Genomic DNA, 21,121 nt, shown 5'->3' with positions numbered 1-21,121 from the left:
GCGGCGTTCGGGCGCCGGGTCGACCAGGGCGATCCGGTCGGGATGGGCGGCCGCGCGGGCGCGCAGCACGCCCCCGAAGGTCTCACCGCGCCAGTAACCGGCCGCGCGGTAGCGCTCGGCGAACTCCGCGGGCCAGGTGGGGGAGTCCACGCCCGGGGTGAGCGCGTCGGCGGCCTCGGGCCGGGCGGCGGACGGGCCGGGCCGGGCGGCGGACGGGCCGGAGCGGGCGGATGTCGGGTCGACGGTCACGGCGAGACTCCCACAGGGTCCAGGACGGTACGAGGGAACGGAACTCGGCGGCACTCCACCGGGGCGGTCAGGCGCGGAGGGTGGCACCGCCGTCGACGTACAGGTCGTGCAGGGTGATGTGCCGGGCGCGGTCGGAGACGAGGAACGCGACGGCGTGCGCGACGTCGACCGGCTCGGCGATCCGCCCCAGGGGGATGCCGGTGCGGTACGCGTCCGGGTCGCCGTCCAGGACGGCCCGCCGGCCCGCCTCCGCACCGCCGGGGGACCTCTCCCACAGGGCGCGCTGCATGTCGGTCAGGGTCGAGCCGGGGGACACGGTGTTGCAGCGCACCCCGTGCCGGGCGACCTCCAGCCCCAGGCACTTGGTGAACATCACGGCGGCGGCCTTGGATGCGGCGTAGGCGGCCATGCCGCTGCGCGGGACGCCGGCCGCGTTCGAGGCGACGGTGACGATGCTGCCCCGGCCCCGCGACGTCATACGGCGGGCCGCGGCGCGGGAGACGTGGAAGACGCCGTCGGTGTTGACGGCGAACACGGCGGCCCAGTCCGCGTCGTCCAGCTCGACCACGGACGCTCCCCGCAGGATGCCGGCCACGTTGACCACGATGTCCAGCGGGCCGAGGGTGCGCTCGGCCTCGGCGACGGCGTCCTCCACCGCCGTGGCGTCGGTGACGTCGAGGGCGCGGGCGACGACCCGGTCCCCGTACCGCACGGCCAGCGCCTCGGCGGCGGGTGCGTCGACGTCGGTGGCGAGGACGCGCGCACCGCGTTCGGCCAGCACCTCGACCACGGCGGCGCCGATACCCCGGGCCGCCCCGGTCACCAGGGCGAGCCGTCCGGCGAGATCCCGCTCGGTACTCACTCGGCCATCCTTTCCGGCGACGCCGGAGCGGTGAGCGGACTGGTGCCGACTCACTTGGACTGAAGCGAGAGCGTGCAAGTTAGGGGTGGCTCACCATACCTACGCGGCGGGTCGGTCGCCAGGGCCGCGCAGGACGGGCGGTGCCGGGGGCGGGCAGGACGGGCGGTCCGGCGCCGCCGCGCAGGACGGGCGGTGCCGGGGGCGGGCGAGTGGCGGTGCCGTAGGGGGTCGGCTGACCGGGGCCTGATCGGCGGTCTTCAGGGCATCCGCCACCTCCCGAAGCGCGAACGCCCTGCCGGACGTGCACATCCCGTTTGCCGGACGCGCGAGTGTGGAACCCGGCGGCGCATGAGCGCAACGACACGTCGCCGCCGGATGAAGCAGAGCCGAGTGCTGTGGCTCCTGGACCGTCTGGAACGGGATCCACGGGCCGATCAGCTGATCGCCGCCCTTCGGACGGGAATCCGCTCCCTGCCGCTGGGGCCCGGCCGGGACGTGCTGCACGGCAGGTGGCTGGGGCACCCGGTGCATCCGCTGATGGTGCAGGTGCCGGTCGGCAGCTGGCTGTCCGCGGCCGTGCTGGACCTGCGGCCCGGCCGTTCCCGTGAGGCGGGCCTGCTCGTGGGCGTCGGCCTGGCCGCGGCCGTACCCGCCGCGCTGGCGGGCGCCGTGGACTGGGCGGAACTGCACCAGGAGCAGTCACGCGTGGGCCTGGTGCACGCCCTGGCGAACGGCGCGGCCGTGGGACTGTACGCGGCCTCCCTCGCCTGCCGCCTCAAGGGACGTACGGGAGCCGGCCGGACGTACGGCTTCCTGGGCCTGACGGCGGTCGGACTGGGCGGCATGCTGGGCGGTCATCTCGCCTACCGCCAGGCGTCCGGCGCCAATCACGCCGAAGAGGTCCCGCACGTGATCCGGGACGTCTGGCACCGGGTCGGCGGCGTCTCCGAGTTCCCGGCCGGGCAGCCCGTACGGCGTGTCGTGGACGACGTGCCGGTCCTGGTCGTCCGCGAATCCGGCGGGACGATCCACGCCCTGGCCGAACGGTGCAGCCATCTCGCGGGTCCCCTGTCGGAGGGCACGGTCGCCGACGGGTGCGTCCGGTGCCCGTGGCACGGCAGCGTGTTCCGCCTCTCGGACGGCTGGAACGTGCGCGGCCCCGCCACCGCACCCCAGCCCGCCTTCGACACCCGCATCCGCGACGGACACGTCGAGGTGCGCCTGCGCCGGGACGGTCGGGAGGCCAACGGCGAATGGAGCGGAACGGAGACGGAAAGCGCCCACGGGCGGGCCGGCTGACAGCCGGCCCGCACCTCCCGCACCGTCCGGGGCGCTGCCCCCGGACCCCGGGGTGAAGCTGAGCAGGCACCGGGGCCGCCCCGACTCTCCGCGCTGGAGAAGCAAGGGGCTCGCCGACCGGCGCCCGGTCCGGATCACCGCCCTCCCGCGCGGCGGCGCCCTCCGGCCCCACGGTCGGGCAGGCCGGCTGATGTCGGACGTCGGCGGTGGCCGGGCCGCGCAGCGGACGCGGGCTGCCGCGGGCCGCAGCGGTGGCGCGGCCCTTCATCCGTTTAGGCGCGGCTCGACGTCCGCGGCCGGAGGCACCGAGGGAAGGCGACGACGCACGCCCTCGACCGGCCCGCGGCGACATGAGTTGAACTCGCCGGGTCGCTGACGACGTCACACCTCTTGTCATACCTGCACAGTGATCCTACGTTGAAGGCGCTTCAGTGACGTGTCGATTCACAGCATGAAGGCGTCGTCCTCCGGCCTCCTCCCTTCCCTACGCCTGTCGCCGCTGCCAGGAGGCCTGCGTACGCACCCAGATGGACCTCGACGGAGAGGAACCCATGCGTTCACGTATTCACACCACGGTCGGCCGGAGACGGCTGTCCGTGGGAGCCGCCATCGCCACCGTCGCCGCGCTCATGGCCCAGGCGAGCGTGCTCACCCCGCCGGCCGCCGCCCATGGACATGCGTCCGCGCAGCCCCGGCTCGGCTCACGGGACGTACCGATCCTCGGCCAGGACGGCATCCGCTTCCGCGACCTGGACCGCAACGGCCGGCTCACCCCCTACGAGGACTGGCGTCTGAGCGACACCGAGCGCGCCCGGGACCTGCTGTCCCGGATGACCCTGGAGGAGAAGGCCGGACTCCTGGTGCACGGCAATCTCCCCACCTCGGGTGACGGCTACGACACGGCCGGGACGACCGCACTCGTCGGCGACCGCCACGTCACCACCGCCATCACGCGCCTGTCGAAGGACCCCGAGAAGGTCGCCGCGGCCAACAACAGCGTGCAGGCGATCGCCGAGAAGCAACGGCTCGGCATCCCCGTGGTGATCTCCACCGATCCGCGCAACGGCTTCTCGGTGGTCGAGGGCCAGACCGTCGCCGGATCCGGTACGACCGCCATGCCCGACGCCATCGGCATCGCCGCGGCGGACGACCCCGGACTCACCCGGGAACTGGGCGACATCATCCGCCGCGAGTACCGGGCCGTCGGCATCGCCGAGGCGCTGTCACCGCAGGCGGACATCGCCACCGAGCCCCGCTGGACCAGGATCAGCGGCACCTTCGGTTCCGATCCGCAGGACGCCGCGCGACAGGTGAACGCCTATGTCACGGGGATGCAGGGCGGTTCCAAGGGGCTGGGGACGGACGGCGTCGCCACCGTCACCAAGCACTGGGTGGGCTACGGAGCCCAGGAGAACGGATACGACAGCCACTACTACTACGGCCGTTACGCCGCCTTCCCGGGCGACGACTTCCAGGACCACATCACGCCGTTCAAGGGCGCGTTCGCCGCGAACACCTCCGGCATCATGCCCACGTACTCCATCCTCAAGGACCTGACGTACAAGGGACACGAGCTGGAGCAGGTGGGGGCGGGCTTCAACTCGTACCTGCTGAAGGACCTGCTGAGGGGCACCTACGGCTTCGACGGGGTCATCGTCTCCGACTGGGGCATCACCGGCGACTGCCCCGAGCAGTGCCGGAACACCCGGCCGCCGGCGTCCTTCATCGGACCGTGGGGCGTCGGCATGCCGTGGGGCGCGGAGAGCCGGACCGTCCTCGAACGCACCGCGCTCACCCTGAACGCCGGCGTCGACCAGATCGGCGGCAGCGACCAGCCCTCCTACGTGGTCCAGGCCGTCCGGCAGGAACTGGTCACCGAGAAGAGGGTGGACGAGGCCGCCCGGCGAGTGCTGGAACAGAAATTCCAACTGGGCCTGTTCGAGAACCCGTACGTGGACGAGGAGGCCGCCGGCCGTCTCGTCGGCAACGCCTCCTTCCAGGCGGTGGGAGACCAGGCGCAGGCCGACTCGCTGACCCTGCTGAAGAACGACGACCGGACACTGCCCGCGAGCCGGGGCGAGGTCCGTGACGTGTACCTCTACGGAGTCTCCGCCGACGAGGCCGAGGCCCGTGGTCTGAACGTGGTCGACGACCCGGCCGACGCCGATCTGGCCCTGGTGCGACTCGCCGACCCGAGGGGCGGATCAGACCTCACGGGCCTGGAGTTCAGCGGTTCCGAGCCCGATTACCAGGCCCTTCAGAAGGCCGTGAGCAGCGGTGTCCCGACCGTAGCGATCCCCGAACTGGACCGGCCGCTCGTCCTCACCGACGTGGCACGCACCGCCGACGCCGTACTGGCCAACTTCGGGGTCTCCGACGGCGTGCTGCTCGACACCGTCTTCGGCAAGCGCAGCCCGGGCGGAGAGCTGCCCTTCGAACTGCCGTCCTCCCAGGAGGAGGTGGAGGCACAACTCGGCGACGTCCCCGACGACACCGCACACCCGCTGTACGAACGCGGCTACGGCCTGCACTACCTCCCCTCGAAGGGGCGGTGACGGGCTCACCCGACCACGGCCGCGGGCACCGCTCCCGGTGCCCGCGGCAGGGAGGGCCCTGGCGGTTCCGCACAGCAGTTCCGGGCTCGACGACGCCCCCGGCCTCGTCCCTCCCCGGAAGGCCCACCGGGACGCGGCGCGGCACGCCGCCTCGCCCGCGGAGCTCGGCGCACGGCTGCGGAGCCTGCTCGCCCGGCGGCCCGCCGACGCCGACCTGTCGCTCTGCCAACCCGGATTCCCGCATGTGCCGCTCAGGCCCCTCTCGCTCGCCCGGATCGGGACCGGTCCGGAGAGCGGACGGCTCGCGAGCCGCTACCTCGACTTCCTGCAGAGCGCGGTGCCGGCCGAGAGCGGCGTTTGAGAGCTTTCCCAAGGGAACTCCGGGTCGGCCGAGGGAATTCGGACCGTTCGGTGTGCGGCCGCCGGATCGTGGATCCGATCCGGTGAGGCATTCCCGCCGCGTACCGTGCCGCCGAACTTCCCGGCCGGCCCCGCGAAGCCGCCGGCAGGAACACACCGCACCCGTTCAACGCGTACGGAATTTCAGGTCGCCGGTCTCTTACACCACGAGCACGGCCTGCTCGTCCGCCAGATGCTCCAGCACGTAGCCGTGCAGGTCGTCGCGGGCCAGGTCGGCGTCCCACTTTGCCCGCCCGAGCAGGTGCTGCAGCCCGTCCGGGGTGGTGTCCCGGATGTGCTCGGCTATGGTCCAGCAGTTCTTGCGCGGCAGGTCCGAGAGCAGTCCAAGGACCAAGTCCTGCACCCGGCGCCGGGGTTCAACCCGCGCGAAGCGGCTCGCGATCCGATGCATCAGGCCCTCGAATGACTCCTGCCACCGTGCACGGTCTACGCTGTGACCTGCGGCCACCGCATGATCTCCAGTCTTCACACACCGATGATCAACGGTGGCCGCACCCGTTTTCACAGCGCCCTCACCGCAGATCGTGCCAGGAGGACATATGCAACACGGCGAAGTCTGGTGGGTCGAGTTCGATGAGCGACGGCCGGTCGTGCTGCTGCCGGGAGACGAGGCGTCCGGGCTCCGGGCGATGCAGGTTGTCGCTCCGGCGGGCGTCGACATCAGCGGTCTGGGCATCGAAGTGGCCGTGGGCGCCACGGAAGGACTGCCCTTTGAAGGCGTGCTGCGGTTCGCGTTCCCGCGTCCAGGCTTCACCCCTTGCACGTGGCTGACCATCGTGTCCCGGGACGACCTGGTCGAGCGGGCAGGCGTGCTGTCCTCCGTGAAGCTCAGGGAGATCGAGGACGCCCTCCGTGTTGCTGGACAGCCGCAGGACTGGACCGCGACGGCAGCCGCGAAGCTCAGCGAGATGAAGGATGCCCTCCGCCTCGGCGGACTGGAGTAAGCGGGCCAGGGACGGACGCCGCCGATGGGGTGGGTGATCTCGTCCGGATGATCAACGCTGGCCATCTCCGCGGCGTCCCACACCAGCAAGATCACGATCTACGGCTGGAGTATCAGGAGGCTGGCGCTGACCGGCCAGCCGCCCGGTCCTGCTGGCGCCGGCCTTGTGCTGGGAAGTGACCCGCCAACGTTTCTTATGTGCCTGACGTTCCGTCAGTCAGGTCAGCGTTTCGTCAGCATCAGTCCTGCGCATTCCGCGAAAAGCGTCCGAGCAGGTGCATGGGCGGCGATTTCACGACCCACCTGGTTCGCGCTGAGGCCCAGGTGCGGAGCCTGCTCGCCGGAGTGAAGCGATGTTCCCCACAATCGTCGACTCCGACGCGTGCCCGTGTAGAGTGAAGACCGCCCTTGACCTGCACAAAGCAGGCAGGGAGCCGTCTTCCAGGAGTCCAAAGTGCTGCGTACTCTGTTCAAGTCCAAGATCCACCGCGCCACCGTCACCCAGGCCGACCTGCACTACGTGGGATCGGTGACCATCGACGCCGACCTGCTGGACGCCGCCGACCTGCTGCCCGGTGAGCTGGTCCACATCGTGGACATCACCAACGGGGCGCGGCTGGAGACGTACGTCATCGAGGGCGAGCGCGGTTCGGGTGTCGTGGGGATCAACGGGGCCGCAGCCCACCTCGTGCACCCCGGAGACCTGGTGATCATCATCAGTTACGCTCAGGTGACCGACGCCGAGGCACGGACCATGCAGCCGAGGGTCGTGCACGTGGACCGCGACAACCGCATCGTGAGCCTGGGTGCCGACCCCGCCGAGCCGGTACCGGGCTCCGACCAGGAGCGCAGCCCGCAGGCCGTGTCGGTCTGACCGTTCCGGCCGGCCCGCCACCGCGGCGGCCGCCGCATCCGCCGCATCCGCCGTACCCACCGCATCCCCACCCTCCCTCGCCCCAGGAGCGTGCCCATGAGCGACATCCGGATCCGCGACGACCGGGCGGCCGGCCGCCTCGAAGCCCTCGACGAGGACGGCGACGTGGTCGGCCGTATCGAGTACTTCGTGCTGGAGTCGCCCGGCCGCGCCCTGGTCCCGGTGCACACCATCGTCGAACCGGCCCACGAGGGCCAGGGCATCGCGGGGTCCCTCGCCCGTGAGCTGTACGTCCTCGCCGCACGTGAGGAGACACCGGTCGCGCCGCTGTGCCCCTACGTCGTGAAGTGGGCCGAGCGTCACCCCGAGGAGGCTCCGGTGGCCGACCCCGCGCTGCTCGCCGCGGCCAAGGACTGGCTGCGCGCGCACCCCGGGCGGTTCTGAGGGTGCTGGCCCTCCTGCACACCTCGCCGCTCCACGTCCCGGTCTTCGAGGCCCTGCGTGACGAGGACCACCCGGGCCTGGAGCTGCGGCACTTCGTCGACGAGGACCTGCTGTCCCGGGCCCGCGCGCACGGTCCCGACGCGGTCGCCGCCGACGTACGGGCCGTGCTCGACCGGGCCGTCGCCGAGGGGGCACGGGCGGTGCTGTGCACCTGCTCGACCCTCGGCGCGGTGGCGGAGGCGGCCGGTGCGCGGGTGCCGGTGGTGCGCACCGACCGGCCCATGGCCGCCGCGGCGGTCGCCGCCGGTCCGCGCGTCGTCGTCCTCGCGACCGTGGAGAGCACCTTCGAGCCGACCGTCGGGCTGCTCGAGGAGGAGGCCCGCCGCGCGGAACGCGCCGTGCACGTCCGCACGGTCCTCGTCGACGGCGCCTGGTCCCGTTTCGCGGCCGGCGACACGGAGGGCTGTGCCCGACTCGTCGCCGAAGCGGCCGACGCGGTCGAGGACGCCGACGCCGTCCTCCTCGCCCAGGGCTCCATGGCCCCGGCCCAGCGGCTCACGCGGACCCCGGTACCGGTGCTGAGCAGCCCCCGCATGGGGCTGGCGGCGGGAGCGCGGGCGGCGCGGGGGGACGAGGGAACGGGCGCGGAGGCCCCGGCGGGCGCACCCGCTGCCACCGGCGGGTGACTGTCCGCGCGCCCTCCGGGTACGCGGAGGAGTAGTCCAGCGCCACGCTGCACCACTGGCCGGAGGACGTGAGGACACCATGACCAGCCCGCAGTCCGACCCCGTACAGCCCCCGCCGACACCGGGTCCGGAGCCCTATCCCACTCCGGTCCCGCCCCCCGAGCCGCCGCCGGGCCCGAACCCCACCCCGGCGCCGGTCCCGCCGTACCCCGGCCCCACTCCCTCCCCGGCCCCGCCCCACCCGGGCCCGCCCCCGGAGCCCTCCCCGTCCCCGATCCCGCCGGGCCCCGAGCCGGTCCCCGACCCGGAACCGGGACCGCCGCTGAGCTGACCGGGTGTGGGGACGCGGAACGGCCGCGGCCGACGGGGGCGCGGGCACCTGCGCCCCCGCCGAGCACGGCGTGAACGCCCCTCGGGCGCCTACGCCGGCACCTCCGACCGGTCCCCGCCCCACAGGGTGTGGAACGCCCCGTCCCGGTCGACCCTCCGGTACGTGTGCGCCCCGAAGAAGTCCCGCTGCCCCTGGGTGAGGGCCGCGGGCAGCCGCTCGGCGCGCAGCGCGTCGTAGTAGGCGAGCGCCGCCGCGAACCCCGGGGCGGGCACGCCCTGGAGCGTCGCGGACACCAGCACCTCGCGCCACGGGTCCTGCGCGGCGGCGATCTCCGAGGCGAACGTCTCGTCCGACAGCAGGCTGGGCAGGTCCGGCCGCGCGTCGTACGCGGCGCGGATCCGGTCGAGGAAGGCCGCCCGGATGATGCATCCGCCCCGCCAGATCGCGGCGACACCACCGAGGTCGATGTCCCAGCCGTACTCGTCGCTGCCCGCGGCGATCTGGTGGAAGCCCTGCGTGTACGACACGATCTTCGAGGCGTACAGCGCCTGCTCCACCCGGTCCGCGAAGGCCTGCGCCTCGGCCCGGTCCAGCGCGGCCGGCTTCGGCCCGGCCAGCCCCCGGGACGCCTCCCGCAGTGCCGCGTGGCCCGACAGCGAGCGCGCGAAGACGGCTTCGGCGATGCCCGACACCGGTACGCCGAGGTCCAGCGCGATCTGCACGGTCCAGCGGCCGGTGCCCTTCTGCTCCGCCCGGTCCACCACCACGTCCACGAAGGGCGCCCCCGTCGCCGCGTCCACGTGCGACAGCACCTCGGCCGTGATCTCGATGAGGTAGGAGTCGAGCCGGCCGGTGTTCCAGGTGCGGAAGACGTCCGCGATCTCGGCGGGGGAGTATCCGGCGACGTCGCGCAGCAGTTGGTACGCCTCGCCGATCAGCTGCATGTCCGCGTACTCGATGCCGTTGTGGACCATCTTCACGAAGTGCCCGGCTCCGTCGGGACCGACGTGGGTCACACAGGGCGCCCCGTCCGCCGCCTTCGCGGAGATCCTCTCCAGCATGGGGCCCAGTGAGGTGTACGACTCCGTGGAGCCGCCCGGCATGATGCTCGGTCCGTGCAGGGCGCCCTCCTCACCGCCGGAGATGCCGGTGCCGACGAAGTGGATGCCCCGCTCGCGCAGTTCGCGCTCCCGGCGCCGGGTGTCGGCGAAGTGCGCGTTGCCCCCGTCGATGATCATGTCGCCGGGCTCCAGGAGCGGGGCGAACTCCTCGATCACCGCGTCGGTCGGCCCTCCGGCCTTGACCATGATCACCAGGCGGCGGGGCCGCTCCAGCGCCGCCACGAACTCCTCGGCGGTCTCGGCCGCGACGAAATCGCCCTCGTGCCCGAACTCCTTCACCAGCGCGTGCGTGCGCGCCGCCGTCCGGTTGTGCACGGCGACCGCATAGCCGTTGCGGGCGAAGTTGCGCGCGAGATTGCGGCCCATGACCGCGAGTCCCGTGACGCCGATCTGGGCTGACGTGCTCATGCTGTTGGCTCCTTCAGGGGGTCCTGGTGGTCCTGGTGGTCCTGGTGGTCCTGCTCGGTGCGGTGGGGTCCTGTGCTCGGTGGTGCCGGTCCCGCCGCTCGTTCTCCGTCGGTCCCACACCGCTCGTTCTCCGTCGGTCCCACGCCGTTCGTTCTCCGTCGGTCTCGGCCCGCCCGCCGACCATCCTGGCGTGGCGGGGGGCCGACCGCACGTCCTGACACGGCGGCGCGCCCGTCCCCCGCGCGTGCCGGCCGGCGTGGGCCCGGCTCTCGGGTCTCCTGTGTCCCACCGTCGCGCAACAAGGGGCGCGTACCGGTCGAGTTGAGACAGGGCGGCCGATAGTCGTCTTGTCCCGGCCGCTTGACAGCCCTTACTTTTGCCCCTCCTGACGCATGTCGAGGGGGATCTCCATGGCCGTACGCGGCCGGCACCGCCGGTATCAGCCGAACAGGATCAACCGCGCCTCGCTCACCGTCACGGCGGGCGGTGCCGGCATGGCCCTCCCGCTCATCGGAACCGGCGCCGCGCAGGCGGCCGACGTGGGCACCTGGGACAAGGTAGCCGCGTGCGAGTCGAGCAACGACTGGGACATCAACACCGGCAACGGCTACTACGGCGGGCTGCAGTTCACCCAGTCCACCTGGGAGGCGTACGGCGGCACCCGGTACGCGCCGCGCGCCGACCTCGCCACCAAGGACCAGCAGATCGCCGTGGCCGAGAAGGTGCTCGACGGCCAGGGCCCCGGCGCCTGGCCCACCTGCTCGGTCCGCGCCGGACTGACCCGGGGCGGCGGCACCCCCGACATCGACCCCGGCGGCACGGCGAAGAAGACCGCCGGGAAGACGGAGACAGCCGGGAAAACCGCCGGGAAAACGGCCAAGAACTCGCTCAAGGACGTCCAGCCGCAGGCCACGCCCCAGTCCCGGGCAGGCACCGCCGAGATGTACACGGTGGTGCGCGGCGACACCCTCTCCGGTATCGCCGACGAACAGGACGTCCGCGGCGGCTGGCAGCGGCTGTACGCCGGCAACCGGGCGACCATCGGCGCGGACCCCGACCTGATCGTGCCGGGCCAGCGGCTGGCGCTGCAGCAGAGCTCCTCGGGCACCGGGGCGGCGGACAGCAAGGCGACGACCGGCAAGCAGGACGGCAAGACGAAGAGCACCCAGCAGAAGAGCGGCGCGGGCAAGAGCGCGGAGAAGAAGGCGACCGGGAAGAAGAAGTCGTCGACCGGTCACGCCCTCGTCGCCCCGGTCAGCGCGGCCACGGGCACGCCGTACCACGCCACGGGCTCCTCCTGGTCGAAGGGCTACCACACCGGCGTCGACTTCCCCGTCGCCACCGGCACGTCCGTGCAGGCCGTGGCGGCGGGCAAGGTGGTGAGCGCCGGCTGGGAGGGTTCGTTCGGCTACCAGGTCGTCATCCGGCACTCCGACGGCCGCTACTCGCAGTACGCGCACCTGTCCGCGATCTCCGTGCGGGACGGGCAGTCGGTCGGCGCCGGTCAGCGCATCGGCCGCTCCGGCTCCACGGGCAACAGCACGGGCCCGCACCTGCACTTCGAGGTGCGGACCGGGCCCGGATTCGGTACGGACATCGATCCGGTGGCCTACCTGCGGGCCGGCGGCGTCACGATCTGATACGCACGCGGTGCCGGACGAGGACGGGCATCGGGACGTACGGGCCGCCGTAGACCGGTACGTACCCGGCGGCCTGCGGTTCGGCGGTGTCGTCGGACGCCGCCGCCACCGGCTCGCCCCGGGTCTGGGCCGGTACGAACGCGCCCTCGCGGACCTCGCCCGCCCGGGCCTCCCGTACGGCCTCTTCCCGTGGCGCCGCGCCCTGCGGCTCCGGGGAACCGCCGGGCAGCCCGCCCGCGGCCGCGGAGACCTGCTCCGGCTCGGGCCGGGGCTCCGGCCCGGGGCCCGCGAGCCGCTCGGTCGTCAGGAGGATCAGGCCACCGGCCGCCACCACGCCGCAGCTCAGCGCCAGCACGGTGCCCGTGCTGCCGTAGCGGAAGGTCTCGCCGAACATCGTGATGCCGACCGCGGCCGCCACCACCGGGTTCACCACGGTCAGCGTCGCCAGCGGGGCCGCGAGACCGCCGCCCTTGTAGGAGGCCTGCGACAGCAGCATGCCGGCCGTGGCCAGCACGCCGATCACGGCGAGGGACGGCAGGTCGGCCGCCGAGACGCCACCGGTCCAGTCGACGGCGACGGTCTTGGTGAACACCGACGACATGCCGAAGGCTATGCCGGACGCGGTCGCCAGCAGCATGCTGCGCACCGCCGGGTGCCGGTGCGCCGCCCGCCCGGCGACCATCAGGGCCACCACCGCGCCGCCGGTGACGACCGCGGCGCCCACCCGCTGCGGGGTGCTGAGCGACTGCGCGTCGGCCGCGCCGACCAGGGACAGCAGACCGGCGAGACCGACCGTCGCCATGATGGCGCCCCGCCAGGCCGTCGCCCCGGCCCTGCGGCCCACGAAGAGGGCGGCCATCGGCAGGGCGACCACGATCGTCAGCGCGCCCAGCGGCTGGACCAGACTGAGGGGACCGTAGGCGAGCGCCACGACGTGCAGCAGACCGCCCAGGCAGTTCAGCCCCACCGCCGCCCACCAGGCCGGCCGGCGCAGCGGCGCGTACTGCTCTTCGGGGGAGGAGACCGCGACCTGCTCCTGCACGATCGCCCCGGCCGCGTAGGCGACCGCGGACACGAGTGACAGGACCACGGACAACGCGAGGGCGCTCATGAGCTGCTCCTCTGCGCGAGGCGGGGGGCCGGGGCCCGGCGCGGCGAACGGTCGGCTTCCATACTCAACACGATGCCTTGTCGATCTGTTCCCGTCGTCGTACCTGAGCACTCAATGGGTCCTACTGCCGATGGAGTACGAGGCGACCACAGTCCTCCCCAAGGGGGGTGATATTCGCCGGATGCCACCGGATGCCACCGGATGCCACCGGATGCCACCGGATGCCGATGGTTGCCGACGGTTGTCGTCCGATCGCCCGGTCTCCGGATTCCCGGATCCCGCGCCCGGTCTCCGGATTCCCGGATCCCGCCCTCGAACCGCTGGCGGCGGCCCTGCGCGCCCGCCATCCCGTCGCCCCGGGGCTGCTGCGCGGCAACGCCGCGTAGGCGCTGGCTGGAGCGGCCCGCGGGCTGGAGGAGTGGGCGCGGGCGCACGGCCGTACGGACGTCGTGGCCCGCTCCCGCGCCCTGACCGCGGAGCTGTTCGCCCACCCCCTGCTCGCGGACACCGGCATCCGCACCGGCACCGCTTTCCGGCGCCGCAGCTGCTGCCTCTCCTACCGGGTGCCCGGCGCGGGCGTCTGCGGGGACTCCTGCTTCCCGAGCCCCGCGCTCTTCCCCGCGCGCCCCGTCTGGGTGACCATGAGGGAACCGGCCGCGGCGATCGGAGGATTCCGGGTGCGAGTGGGACTGCTGACCCGGGAGTATCCCCCGGACGTGTACGGCGGCGCGGGCGTCCACGTCGAGTTCCTCGCCCGCGAGCTGCGGGACCTGGTCGACCTCGACGTGCACTGCTGGGGCGAGGGGTCCTCGGCGGACCGGGCGGCCGGGGTGCTGCGCCACCGCCCCTGGTCCGCCCTCGACGGGGCCAACGACGCCCTGCGCACCTTCTCCGTCGACCTCGCCATGGCCGCCGCCCTCGAAGGCCGCGAGCTGGTCCACTCCCACACCTGGTACGCCAACCTGGCCGGTCATCTCGCCAAGGAGCTGTACGGCGTCCCGCACGTGCTGACCGCCCACTCGCTGGAGCCCCTGCGCCCCTGGAAGGCCGAGCAGCTCGGCGGCGGGTACGCCCTCTCCGGCTGGGCCGAGCGGACGGCCGTGGAGGCCGCCGACGCGGTGATCGCGGTCTCCGGCGCGATGCGCGAGGACGTCCTGGCCTGCTACCCGGCCCTGGACGCGGACCGGGTCCACGTCGTGCACAACGGCATCGACACCGCCCTGTACCGGCCCGACCACGGCACCGACGCCCTCGCCCGTGTCGGCCTCGACCCGTCCCGCCCGTACGTGCTGTTCGTCGGCCGGATCACCCGCCAGAAGGGCGTCCCCCATCTGCTGCGGGCCGTCCGGGACATCGACCCGGCGGCCCAGGTCGTGCTGTGCGCGGGCGCGCCCGACACACCCCAGATCGACCGGGAGTTCCGCGAACTGTTCGAGGAACTGGGCCGGGCCCGGGACGGCGTGTACTGGATCCCGCGGATGCTGCCGCGCCCGGAGGTCGTCCAACTCCTCACGCACGCGGCCGTGTTCGTCTACCCGTCGGTGTACGAACCCCTCGGGATCGTCAACCTGGAGGCGATGGCCTGCGGCACACCCGTCGTGGCCTCGCGGGTCGGTGGCATCCCCGAGGTCGTCGAGGACGGGGTGACCGGGCTGCTGGTCCCCCCGGGGGAGGGGGGCGAGGAGTTCGAGGCGGGTCTCACGCGGGCGCTGGACTCCGTCCTCGGCGACCCGGAGGCGGCGCGCCGTATGGGCGAGGCCGGACGGGTCCGCGCGGTGGGCGAGTTCGGCTGGGACGCGGTGGCCCGGCGCACGGTCCGGGTGTACGAGGAGATCGTCAAACAGGCGTAGCGCGCCCCGTACGGGGCAACCATGGTGCACGACTCGGGTGAGGGGAGCGGCGATGCGTCGTGGGGGACCTTCGGTTCTCGGAATCGTGCTGGCGGGCGGCGAGGGCAAGCGTCTGATGCCCCTCACGGCGGACCGCGCGAAGCCCGCGGTCACCTTCGGCGGCACCTACCGGCTCGTCGACTTCGTGCTGTCCAACCTCGTCAACGCGGACATCCTGCGCATCTGCGTCCTGACGCAGTACAAGTCGCACTCGCTGGACCGGCACATCACCACCACCTGGCGGATGTCCAGCCTGCTCGGCAACTACATCACCCCGGTCCCGGCCCAGCAGCGGCTCGGCCCGCGCTGGTACCTCGGCAGCGCGGACGCCATCCTCCAGTCGCTGAACCTGATCCACGACGAACAGCCCGAGTACGTCGCCGTGTTCGGAGCCGACCACGTCTACCGCATGGACCCCCGCCAGATGCTCACCCAGCACATCGACAGCGGGGCGGGCGTCACGGTGGCCGGGTTACGGGTGCCGCGTGCGGAGTCGTCGTCCTTCGGCGTCATCACCCCGGGCTCGGACGGGCAGACGGTCGAGCGCTTCCTGGAGAAGCCCGCCGACCCGCCGGGCCTCGCCGACGACCCGGAGTGCGTGTTCGCCTCCATGGGCAACTACGTCTTCACCACCAAGGCGCTCATCGAGGCGCTCCACCGCGACGCCGAGGACGAGGCTTCCGTGCACGACATGGGCGCCTCCATCCTGCCCCAGCTCACCCGGCGCGGCCAGGCCCGACTGTACGACTTCGGCGACAACCACGTCCCCGGCGAGACCACCCGCGACCAGGGCTACTGGCGGGACGTCGGGACGCTCGACGCGTACTACGACGCCCACATGGACCTGATCGCCGAGCGCCCCGCGTTCAACCTGTACAACCGCAGCTGGCCCGTCTACACCCACTCCAACCAGTTGTCCCCGGCCCGCTTCAACGCGGGCGGCATCGCCGGAGAGTCGATCATCAGCGCGGGCTGCCTGATCCGGGGGCAGGTCACCCGCTCCGTGCTGTCACCGGGGGTGGTGGTCGATCCGGGGGCCGTCGTCCAGGGCTCGGTCCTGCACGACAACGTCCACATCGGCCGCGGCGCGGTGGTGCGCGGGGCGGTCCTGGACAAGAACGTCGAGGTGCCGCCCGGGGCCACCATCGGGGTCAACCCGGAGCGGGACGCGGAGCTGTACTCCGTGTCCCAGGGCGGGGTGATCGCCCTGGGGAAGGGCCAGCGGGTGTCCTAGCCTCTGCCGTCGGATTCCCGTCCGTCCTGCGACTCCTGCACGCACTCTCTCTTTCTCTTTCACCAGTTGTTTACTGTGCGTAACATGATGGTGCTTGACCGTAATCGCCCGAAGGCGATTGACTGCTGCCTCACCCGTCGTCGACGCGAGGCAAGCCCGTGACTGCTGATGATCTGCTGGCACCCCTCGACCTGGCGTTCTGGAACATCGAGTCGCCCGCGCACCCCATGCACCTCGGCGCCCTCGGCGTGTTCACGGCGCCCTCTCCCTCCGCGGGCGCCCACGCCGCCGATCTGCTCGCCGCCCGCGCGGCCGCCGTCCCCGGACTGCGCATGCGGATCCGGGACGTCTGGCAACCCCTCGCCTTCGGCGGCGCGGTGCGCGAGCCCGACCCGGATTTCGACCCCCTCCACCACGTCCGGCTGCACGCTCCGGCCGCCGACTTCCAGGCCGCGGCCGGCCGGCTCATGGAGCGCCCGCTGGAGCGCGGCCGCCCGCTCTGGGAGGCCCACGTCCTGCCGGAGGAGGGCGGCGAGCGCTTCGCCGTCCTGTTCAAGTTCCACCACGCCCTCGCCGACGGCCTGCGCGCCCTGACCCTCGCCGCGGCCGTGCTGGACCCGTTGGACCTGCCCGCGCCCACGCCCCGGCCCGCCGGGCCGGACCGCCCGTCGCTGCCCGACGTGCGACGACTGCCCGGACTGCTGCGCGGCGCCCTGTCGGACGTGGGCCGCGCCCTCGACATCGGCGCCTCCGTCGCCGTGCACACCCTGGGCCGGCAGTCGACGGCCGCGCTCACCGCCGGACCCACCGGAACCCGCCGCACCGCCGGCGTCAGCCTCGACCTCGACGACGTGCACCGCGTCCGCAAGGTGGTCGGCGGGACCGTCAACGACGTCCTCATCGCGGTCGTGGCCGGCGCCCTGCGCCACTGGCTCGACGAACGCGGCGACGGCAGCGAGGGGGTGGCGCCCCGCGCGCTCATCCCGGTCTCCCGGCGCCGTCCGCGCACCGCGCACCCGCAGGGCAACCGGCTCTCCGGATACCTGATCCGGCTCCCCGTCGACGACTCTGACCCGCTCGGGCGGCTCGCCGCGGTCCGCGCCGCCATGGACCGCAACAAGGACGCCGGACCGGGCCGGGGCGCGGGCGCCGTCGCCCTGCTCGCCGATCACGTCCCCGCCCTCGGCCACCGCCTCGGCGGACCCCTGGTCGGCCAGGCCGCCCGGCTCTGGTTCGACATCCTGGTCACCAGCGTGCCCCTGCCGAGCCTCGGCCTGAAGCTCGGCGGCAACCCGGTCACCGAGGTCTACCCGTACGCCCCGCTCGCCCGCGGCCAGGCCCTGGCGGTGGCCGTCTCCACCTACCGCGGCCGCGTCCACTACGGCCTGGTCGCCGACGCCGAGGCGGTGCCCGACCTCGACCGGTTCGCGCGGGCGCTGACCGGGGAGGTGGAGACGCTCATCACGGCCTGCGGCTCTTGACCCGCACGGGTTTGGAGGTGTGGCCCGGCGCTCCGTAGACTTCCCCGTTCGACAGCGGGCGCGGTCCGAGCGCCGCACGGGTGAGCAGGGAACGGCAGCGCGATGACGGTGACAGAGGGCGGCTCGACGGCCACGGACGAGGTCGTGCGCACGGCCGCCGACGAGGTCGTGCACGCGACCGCCGACGGGGTCGTGTACGGACCCGGCATCGACCCCGAGCGGCTCGCCGTATGCCTGGCCGTGCTCGAGGAGCTCGACAAGCTGGAGGTCGACCACCCCGACGCCATCGCCGTGCGCCGGGCCACCGCCGGCGTCTACCGCACGGTCAAGCAGCGCCGCCGCCAGGAGCGCCGGGCCGCCAAGACCGCGCACGACAAGGCGGTCACCGAGGCCACCGCGACCGGCTCGGCCCAGCGCATCGACGACGAGACCGAGGGCATCCTGCCGTCCTCGATCACGGAGGAGGGCAGGATCGCGGGGATACTCCAGCGCCCGCGCTCCTGCTACACCTGCAAGAGCCGGTACGTCGAGGTCGACTACTTCTACCACCAGCTCTGCCCGGACTGCGCCGCCGAGAACCGCGCCCGGCGCGACGCCCGCACCGACCTCACCGGCAAGCGCGCCCTGCTCACCGGCGGCCGCGCCAAGATCGGCATGTACATCGCGCTCAGGCTGCTGCGCGACGGCGCGCACACGACGATCACCACGCGCTTCCCGAAGGACGCCATCCGCCGCTTCAAGGCCATGGACGACTCGGCCGACTGGATGCACCGTCTGGAGGTCGTCGGCATCGACCTGCGCGACCCGGCGCAGGCCGTGGCCCTCGCCGACCGGGTCGCCGAGGCGGGCCCCCTCGACATCCTCATCAACAACGCGACGCAGACCGTACGCCGTCTGCCCTCCGCCTACGCCGCCCTCGTCGAGGGCGAGAGCGCCCCGCTGCCCGCCGGCGAACTGCCCGCCCACCACGTCATCGGCGCCTTCAACTCCGGTGCGGTCGACGGCCTTGCCGCACTGCCCGTCGGCATCAGCGGCCTGGACGCGCAGAAGGTCGCCGACCTCGCCCTCGTCGCCGGCAACGCCAGCGTCGCCCGGCACCTCGACGGCACCGCCATCGACGCGGGCGGCCTGGTCCCCGACGTCGTCGACACCAACACCTGGGTGCAGACCATCGAGCAGATCTCCCCGGTGGAGCTCCTCGAGACCCAGCTGTGCAACTACACGGCGCCGTTCATCCTGATCAGCAAGCTCCGCCCGGCGATGGCCGCCGCCGCCCGGAAGGCGGCGAGCGGGCGCGCGTACGTCGTGAACGTCTCGGCGATGGAGGGCGTCTTCGGCCGCGGCTACAAGGGCGCGGGCCACCCGAACACCAACGCCGCCAAGGCGGCGATGAACATGGTGACGCGGACCAGCGCCCAGGAGATGTTCCAGACCGATGGCATCCTCATGACCTCGGTGGACACCGGCTGGATCACCGACGAGCGCCCGCACTACGACAAGCTGCGCCTCGCCGAGGAGGGTTTCCACGCCCCGCTCGACCTGGTCGACGGCGCGGCCCGGGTCTACGACCCGGTCGTGCGCGGCGAGGCCGGCGAGGACCTGTACGGCGTCTTCCTGAAGGACTACGCACCCGGCAAGTGGTAGGCGAAGGGCGACCGTCGGTCGGCCCGCTCGCGGCGTCCGTCCGCCACCGTCGGCGGTGATGCGTTCCCACCGGCGGTGAACCGTCCCGGCCGGGCGGTGAGCCGTTCCGGTCCGGCGGTGAGCCGTTCCGGCCCGGCGGTGAACCGTCCCGGCCCGGCGGTGAACCGTTCCGGTCCGGCGGTGAGCCGTCCTCGTCCGCGGTGAGCCGTCCCGGTCGTCGTAGCGGGGCGCAATGGCATCCGGGCGGCGCGGCGATGGAGCGCGGGCCGTCCCCGCTGTAGTCCGTTCGAGTGAAGCTCAAAGGGCGTAAGAGTGGGTGAAAGGGTTCAATTCACCTGCGGGGACACAGGGGCGACTTGCCATGGTTACCCCAAATTTTCAGCCCTATCGAGCGACCCTCCGCTCATTTGGTTAATCTGTAGCGGACGGACAGCAGAACGGAGTGCCACCCCACACCCACGGTCCGTCACGGGACAGCCGGTTCACCACGGCCTGCTCTCCTCGGAAACACCGGCGCCACCGCGTCCGAACCGCCTTCAGACAGACAGACCCGAGGACGCGCCGAGCCGGACCGATGCAGACCGACCGGCACGCCCGAGGGTGATCCGACACTTAAGGAGTGCGCGGTGACACCGGAGACGACGAATCGCGAACAGCGCCCCAAGGAACGCGCGGAGCGCGCCGGCCGCAGGCCCGGAGACATCGGCAGCCTCGACGTGTGGGCCCGCTCGGCCCCCATCCGTCTCGCGGGCTACGAGGAGGACCTCGCCGAGCCCCACATCCTGCCCAGCGTGGACTGACCCCGCGCGGGTGAACCACCCCTCGCGAACCCTCCCCATCGGCTGACGCATGGGCGTGCGTGTGACACGCCCATGCAGACCCCGCCGCCCGTCCGAGCGGCACGCGGAACGGCTTCCGGTGGATGTCGTCCCGAGCCGTGGGCCGAGCCGACGGTTCAGGTCGGCGGGTCGGATCGGGTCGGCGGATCGGGGCGGGTCGGGCCGGGTCGGATCACCGTCGTACGTCAGGAACCCGGCCGGCCGGGCTCGGGTCCGGTGCGGCCCGTCGGCGCGGCCGCCCCCTCGCCGAGCTGGGCCCGCAGCCACTCCTCCACCGCACCCACGTGCGCGGCCGCCGCCGCTCGTGCCGCCTCCGGATCCCGGGCGGCCAGGGCGCGGTGGATCGCCGCGTGCTCACGGCGGGTACGGTCGAAGGCACCCTCCTCCCGGTAGCCGCGCCAGACCCGGGCGCGGAAGGTGCGGGAGGAGAGGCCCTCCAGGACCGCCGCCATGGTCTCGTTGCCGGCGGCCGCCGCGATCTCCCGGTGGAAGGCGAGATCGTGGGCGAGGATCTCCTCCGGGTCGTCCGTCGCGTTCATCGCCGCCAAGTGGCCCTCCACGGACGCCAGTCGCTCCGGGGTGATGCGGGCCGCGGCCAGCGCGGTCGCCGTCGACTCCAGCACCCGCCGCACCTCCAGCAGTTCCACCAGCCGCGGGCCGCGCGACAGATCGGCCACCACCCCGAACGTCTCCAGCAGGTCGCCGGCCTGAAGCTGCGTCACGTAGATGCCGGAACCGTGCCGCGCCTCCAGGACGCCCAGTACGGTCAGTGCCCGGATCGCCTCCCGCATCGAGCTGCGGGAGATGCCCAGCTGCGCCGCGAGGTCGCGCTCGGTGGGCAGCCGCTGGCCCGGCTCCAGCAGGCCCTCCGCGATCATCGCCTTGATCCGCTCGATGGCGCGCTGCGTCACCGTTCCCCTCGGGGCGGCGGGTCCGCCCGGCCGGCTCCCGTCGGTCCCGTCGGCCTTGTTCACGTCGTCTCTCCCGTCACCGGCGCGTTCTCTCCTGTCGCCGGTCCGCCGCAGTCTAGCCATCGATGTGGTCGGACCACTTCAGGTATGAGAGCGACAATCTGCCGTGTCAAGGGTGTC

The 21,121-nt window shown here is 72.9% G+C and carries 18 protein-coding genes and 2 pseudogenes; 14 read left to right on the top strand and 6 right to left on the bottom strand.

The genetic code is table 11. The features are described 5' to 3' along the window. A pseudogene (entE, locus tag ACIP67_RS28300) lies at nucleotides 1–249 on the bottom strand (2,3-dihydroxybenzoate-AMP ligase); the annotation flags it as partial. A 67-nt stretch (nucleotides 250–316) separates the two neighbouring features. Continuing rightward, complete coding sequence (locus tag ACIP67_RS28295) at nucleotides 317–1,111, bottom strand: 2,3-dihydro-2,3-dihydroxybenzoate dehydrogenase (RefSeq protein ID WP_401695668.1); 795 nt, start codon at nucleotides 1,109–1,111, stop codon at nucleotides 317–319. A gap of 375 nt (nucleotides 1,112–1,486) precedes the next feature. Here ACIP67_RS28295 and ACIP67_RS28290 point away from each other — a divergent pair, with 375 nt between their 5' ends. The 3 genes from ACIP67_RS28290 to ACIP67_RS28280 all read left to right on the top strand — a co-directional run bounded on the left by ACIP67_RS28290 (nucleotide 1,487) and on the right by ACIP67_RS28280 (nucleotide 5,326). After that, a complete protein-coding gene (locus ACIP67_RS28290; protein WP_401695676.1) occupies nucleotides 1,487–2,410 on the top strand; it encodes a Rieske 2Fe-2S domain-containing protein in 924 nt (307 codons plus the stop codon). A gap of 551 nt (nucleotides 2,411–2,961) precedes the next feature. After that, entirely contained in the window at nucleotides 2,962–4,965 is a 2,004-nt protein-coding gene (locus ACIP67_RS28285; protein ID WP_401695667.1) for a glycoside hydrolase family 3 protein, read from the top strand. 37 nt (nucleotides 4,966–5,002) lie between these two features. Next, on the top strand, nucleotides 5,003–5,326 hold the full coding sequence (locus ACIP67_RS28280; RefSeq protein WP_401695666.1) for a hypothetical protein: 324 nt from the start codon (nucleotides 5,003–5,005) through the stop codon (nucleotides 5,324–5,326). Between the two features lie 201 nt (nucleotides 5,327–5,527). Here the strand turns inward: ACIP67_RS28280 and ACIP67_RS28275 are convergent. Beyond that, a pseudogene (locus ACIP67_RS28275) lies at nucleotides 5,528–5,776 on the bottom strand (transposase); the annotation flags it as partial. 148 nt (nucleotides 5,777–5,924) lie between these two features. On the opposite strand from ACIP67_RS28275, the gene ACIP67_RS28270 reads away from it, so the two are divergent. The 4 genes from ACIP67_RS28270 to ACIP67_RS28255 all read left to right on the top strand — a co-directional run bounded on the left by ACIP67_RS28270 (nucleotide 5,925) and on the right by ACIP67_RS28255 (nucleotide 8,332). Continuing rightward, the gene (locus tag ACIP67_RS28270) at nucleotides 5,925–6,329 is read left to right on the top strand and encodes a type II toxin-antitoxin system PemK/MazF family toxin (RefSeq protein WP_401695664.1); all 405 of its coding nucleotides are present in this window, start codon (nucleotides 5,925–5,927) and stop codon (nucleotides 6,327–6,329) included. Between the two features lie 453 nt (nucleotides 6,330–6,782). Continuing rightward, nucleotides 6,783–7,202, top strand: coding sequence for an aspartate 1-decarboxylase (gene panD, locus ACIP67_RS28265; RefSeq protein ID WP_385064907.1), 420 nt, complete (start codon nucleotides 6,783–6,785; stop codon nucleotides 7,200–7,202). Nucleotides 7,203–7,298: 96 nt separating this feature from the next. Then, nucleotides 7,299–7,646, top strand: coding sequence for a GNAT family N-acetyltransferase (locus ACIP67_RS28260; RefSeq protein WP_401695663.1), 348 nt, complete (start codon nucleotides 7,299–7,301; stop codon nucleotides 7,644–7,646). 2 nt (nucleotides 7,647–7,648) lie between these two features. Further along, on the top strand, nucleotides 7,649–8,332 hold the full coding sequence (locus ACIP67_RS28255) for an aspartate/glutamate racemase family protein (protein ID WP_401695662.1): 684 nt from the start codon (nucleotides 7,649–7,651) through the stop codon (nucleotides 8,330–8,332). Between the two features lie 420 nt (nucleotides 8,333–8,752). Here the strand turns inward: ACIP67_RS28255 and gndA are convergent, their stop codons facing one another. Continuing rightward, on the bottom strand, nucleotides 8,753–10,192 hold the full coding sequence (gndA, locus tag ACIP67_RS28250) for an NADP-dependent phosphogluconate dehydrogenase (RefSeq protein ID WP_401695660.1): 1,440 nt from the start codon (nucleotides 10,190–10,192) through the stop codon (nucleotides 8,753–8,755). Nucleotides 10,193–10,602: 410 nt separating this feature from the next. On the opposite strand from gndA, the gene ACIP67_RS28245 reads away from it, so the two are divergent. Continuing rightward, nucleotides 10,603–11,832 (top strand): transglycosylase family protein, encoded by a 1,230-nt coding sequence (locus ACIP67_RS28245; protein WP_401695658.1) that lies wholly within the window; start codon nucleotides 10,603–10,605, stop codon nucleotides 11,830–11,832. Here ACIP67_RS28245 and ACIP67_RS28240 read toward each other — a convergent pair. After that, complete coding sequence (locus tag ACIP67_RS28240; RefSeq protein WP_401695657.1) at nucleotides 11,822–12,943, bottom strand: DMT family transporter; 1,122 nt, start codon at nucleotides 12,941–12,943, stop codon at nucleotides 11,822–11,824. The two genes, ACIP67_RS28245 and ACIP67_RS28240, sit on opposite strands and share 11 nt — an antisense overlap. 221 nt (nucleotides 12,944–13,164) lie before the next feature. On the opposite strand from ACIP67_RS28240, the gene ACIP67_RS28235 reads away from it, so the two are divergent. The 6 genes from ACIP67_RS28235 to ACIP67_RS28210 all read left to right on the top strand — a co-directional run bounded on the left by ACIP67_RS28235 (nucleotide 13,165) and on the right by ACIP67_RS28210 (nucleotide 19,991). Continuing rightward, entirely contained in the window at nucleotides 13,165–13,329 is a 165-nt protein-coding gene (locus tag ACIP67_RS28235; protein WP_401695655.1) for a hypothetical protein, read from the top strand. Between the two features lie 63 nt (nucleotides 13,330–13,392). Further along, nucleotides 13,393–14,793, top strand: a complete 1,401-nt coding sequence (gene glgA, locus ACIP67_RS28230; protein WP_401695654.1) for a glycogen synthase — start codon at nucleotides 13,393–13,395, stop codon at nucleotides 14,791–14,793. Nucleotides 14,794–14,845: 52 nt separating this feature from the next. Then, the gene (glgC, locus tag ACIP67_RS28225; protein ID WP_401695653.1) at nucleotides 14,846–16,066 is read left to right on the top strand and encodes a glucose-1-phosphate adenylyltransferase; all 1,221 of its coding nucleotides are present in this window, start codon (nucleotides 14,846–14,848) and stop codon (nucleotides 16,064–16,066) included. Between the two features lie 158 nt (nucleotides 16,067–16,224). Then, on the top strand, nucleotides 16,225–17,547 hold the full coding sequence (locus ACIP67_RS28220) for a wax ester/triacylglycerol synthase family O-acyltransferase (protein ID WP_401695652.1): 1,323 nt from the start codon (nucleotides 16,225–16,227) through the stop codon (nucleotides 17,545–17,547). A gap of 102 nt (nucleotides 17,548–17,649) precedes the next feature. Beyond that, entirely contained in the window at nucleotides 17,650–19,191 is a 1,542-nt protein-coding gene (locus tag ACIP67_RS28215) for an SDR family NAD(P)-dependent oxidoreductase (RefSeq protein ID WP_401695650.1), read from the top strand. A gap of 626 nt (nucleotides 19,192–19,817) precedes the next feature. Beyond that, nucleotides 19,818–19,991 carry a hypothetical protein gene (locus ACIP67_RS28210; RefSeq protein WP_389517614.1) on the top strand — a complete coding sequence of 58 codons (174 nt, stop codon included), beginning with the start codon at nucleotides 19,818–19,820 and terminating at the stop codon, nucleotides 19,989–19,991. 224 nt (nucleotides 19,992–20,215) lie between these two features. Here the strand turns inward: ACIP67_RS28210 and ACIP67_RS28205 are convergent, their stop codons facing one another. Continuing rightward, nucleotides 20,216–21,004 (bottom strand): FadR/GntR family transcriptional regulator, encoded by a 789-nt coding sequence (locus tag ACIP67_RS28205; protein ID WP_401695649.1) that lies wholly within the window; start codon nucleotides 21,002–21,004, stop codon nucleotides 20,216–20,218. Between the last annotated feature and the right edge of the window lie 117 nt (nucleotides 21,005–21,121).

This window comes from Streptomyces sp. NPDC088812 (assembly GCF_044750285.1).
Lineage (GTDB): Bacteria > Actinomycetota > Actinomycetes > Streptomycetales > Streptomycetaceae > Streptomyces.
The sequence above is the reverse complement of the archived record's forward strand: the minus strand, read 5'-3'. Positions and strand labels throughout refer to the sequence as shown.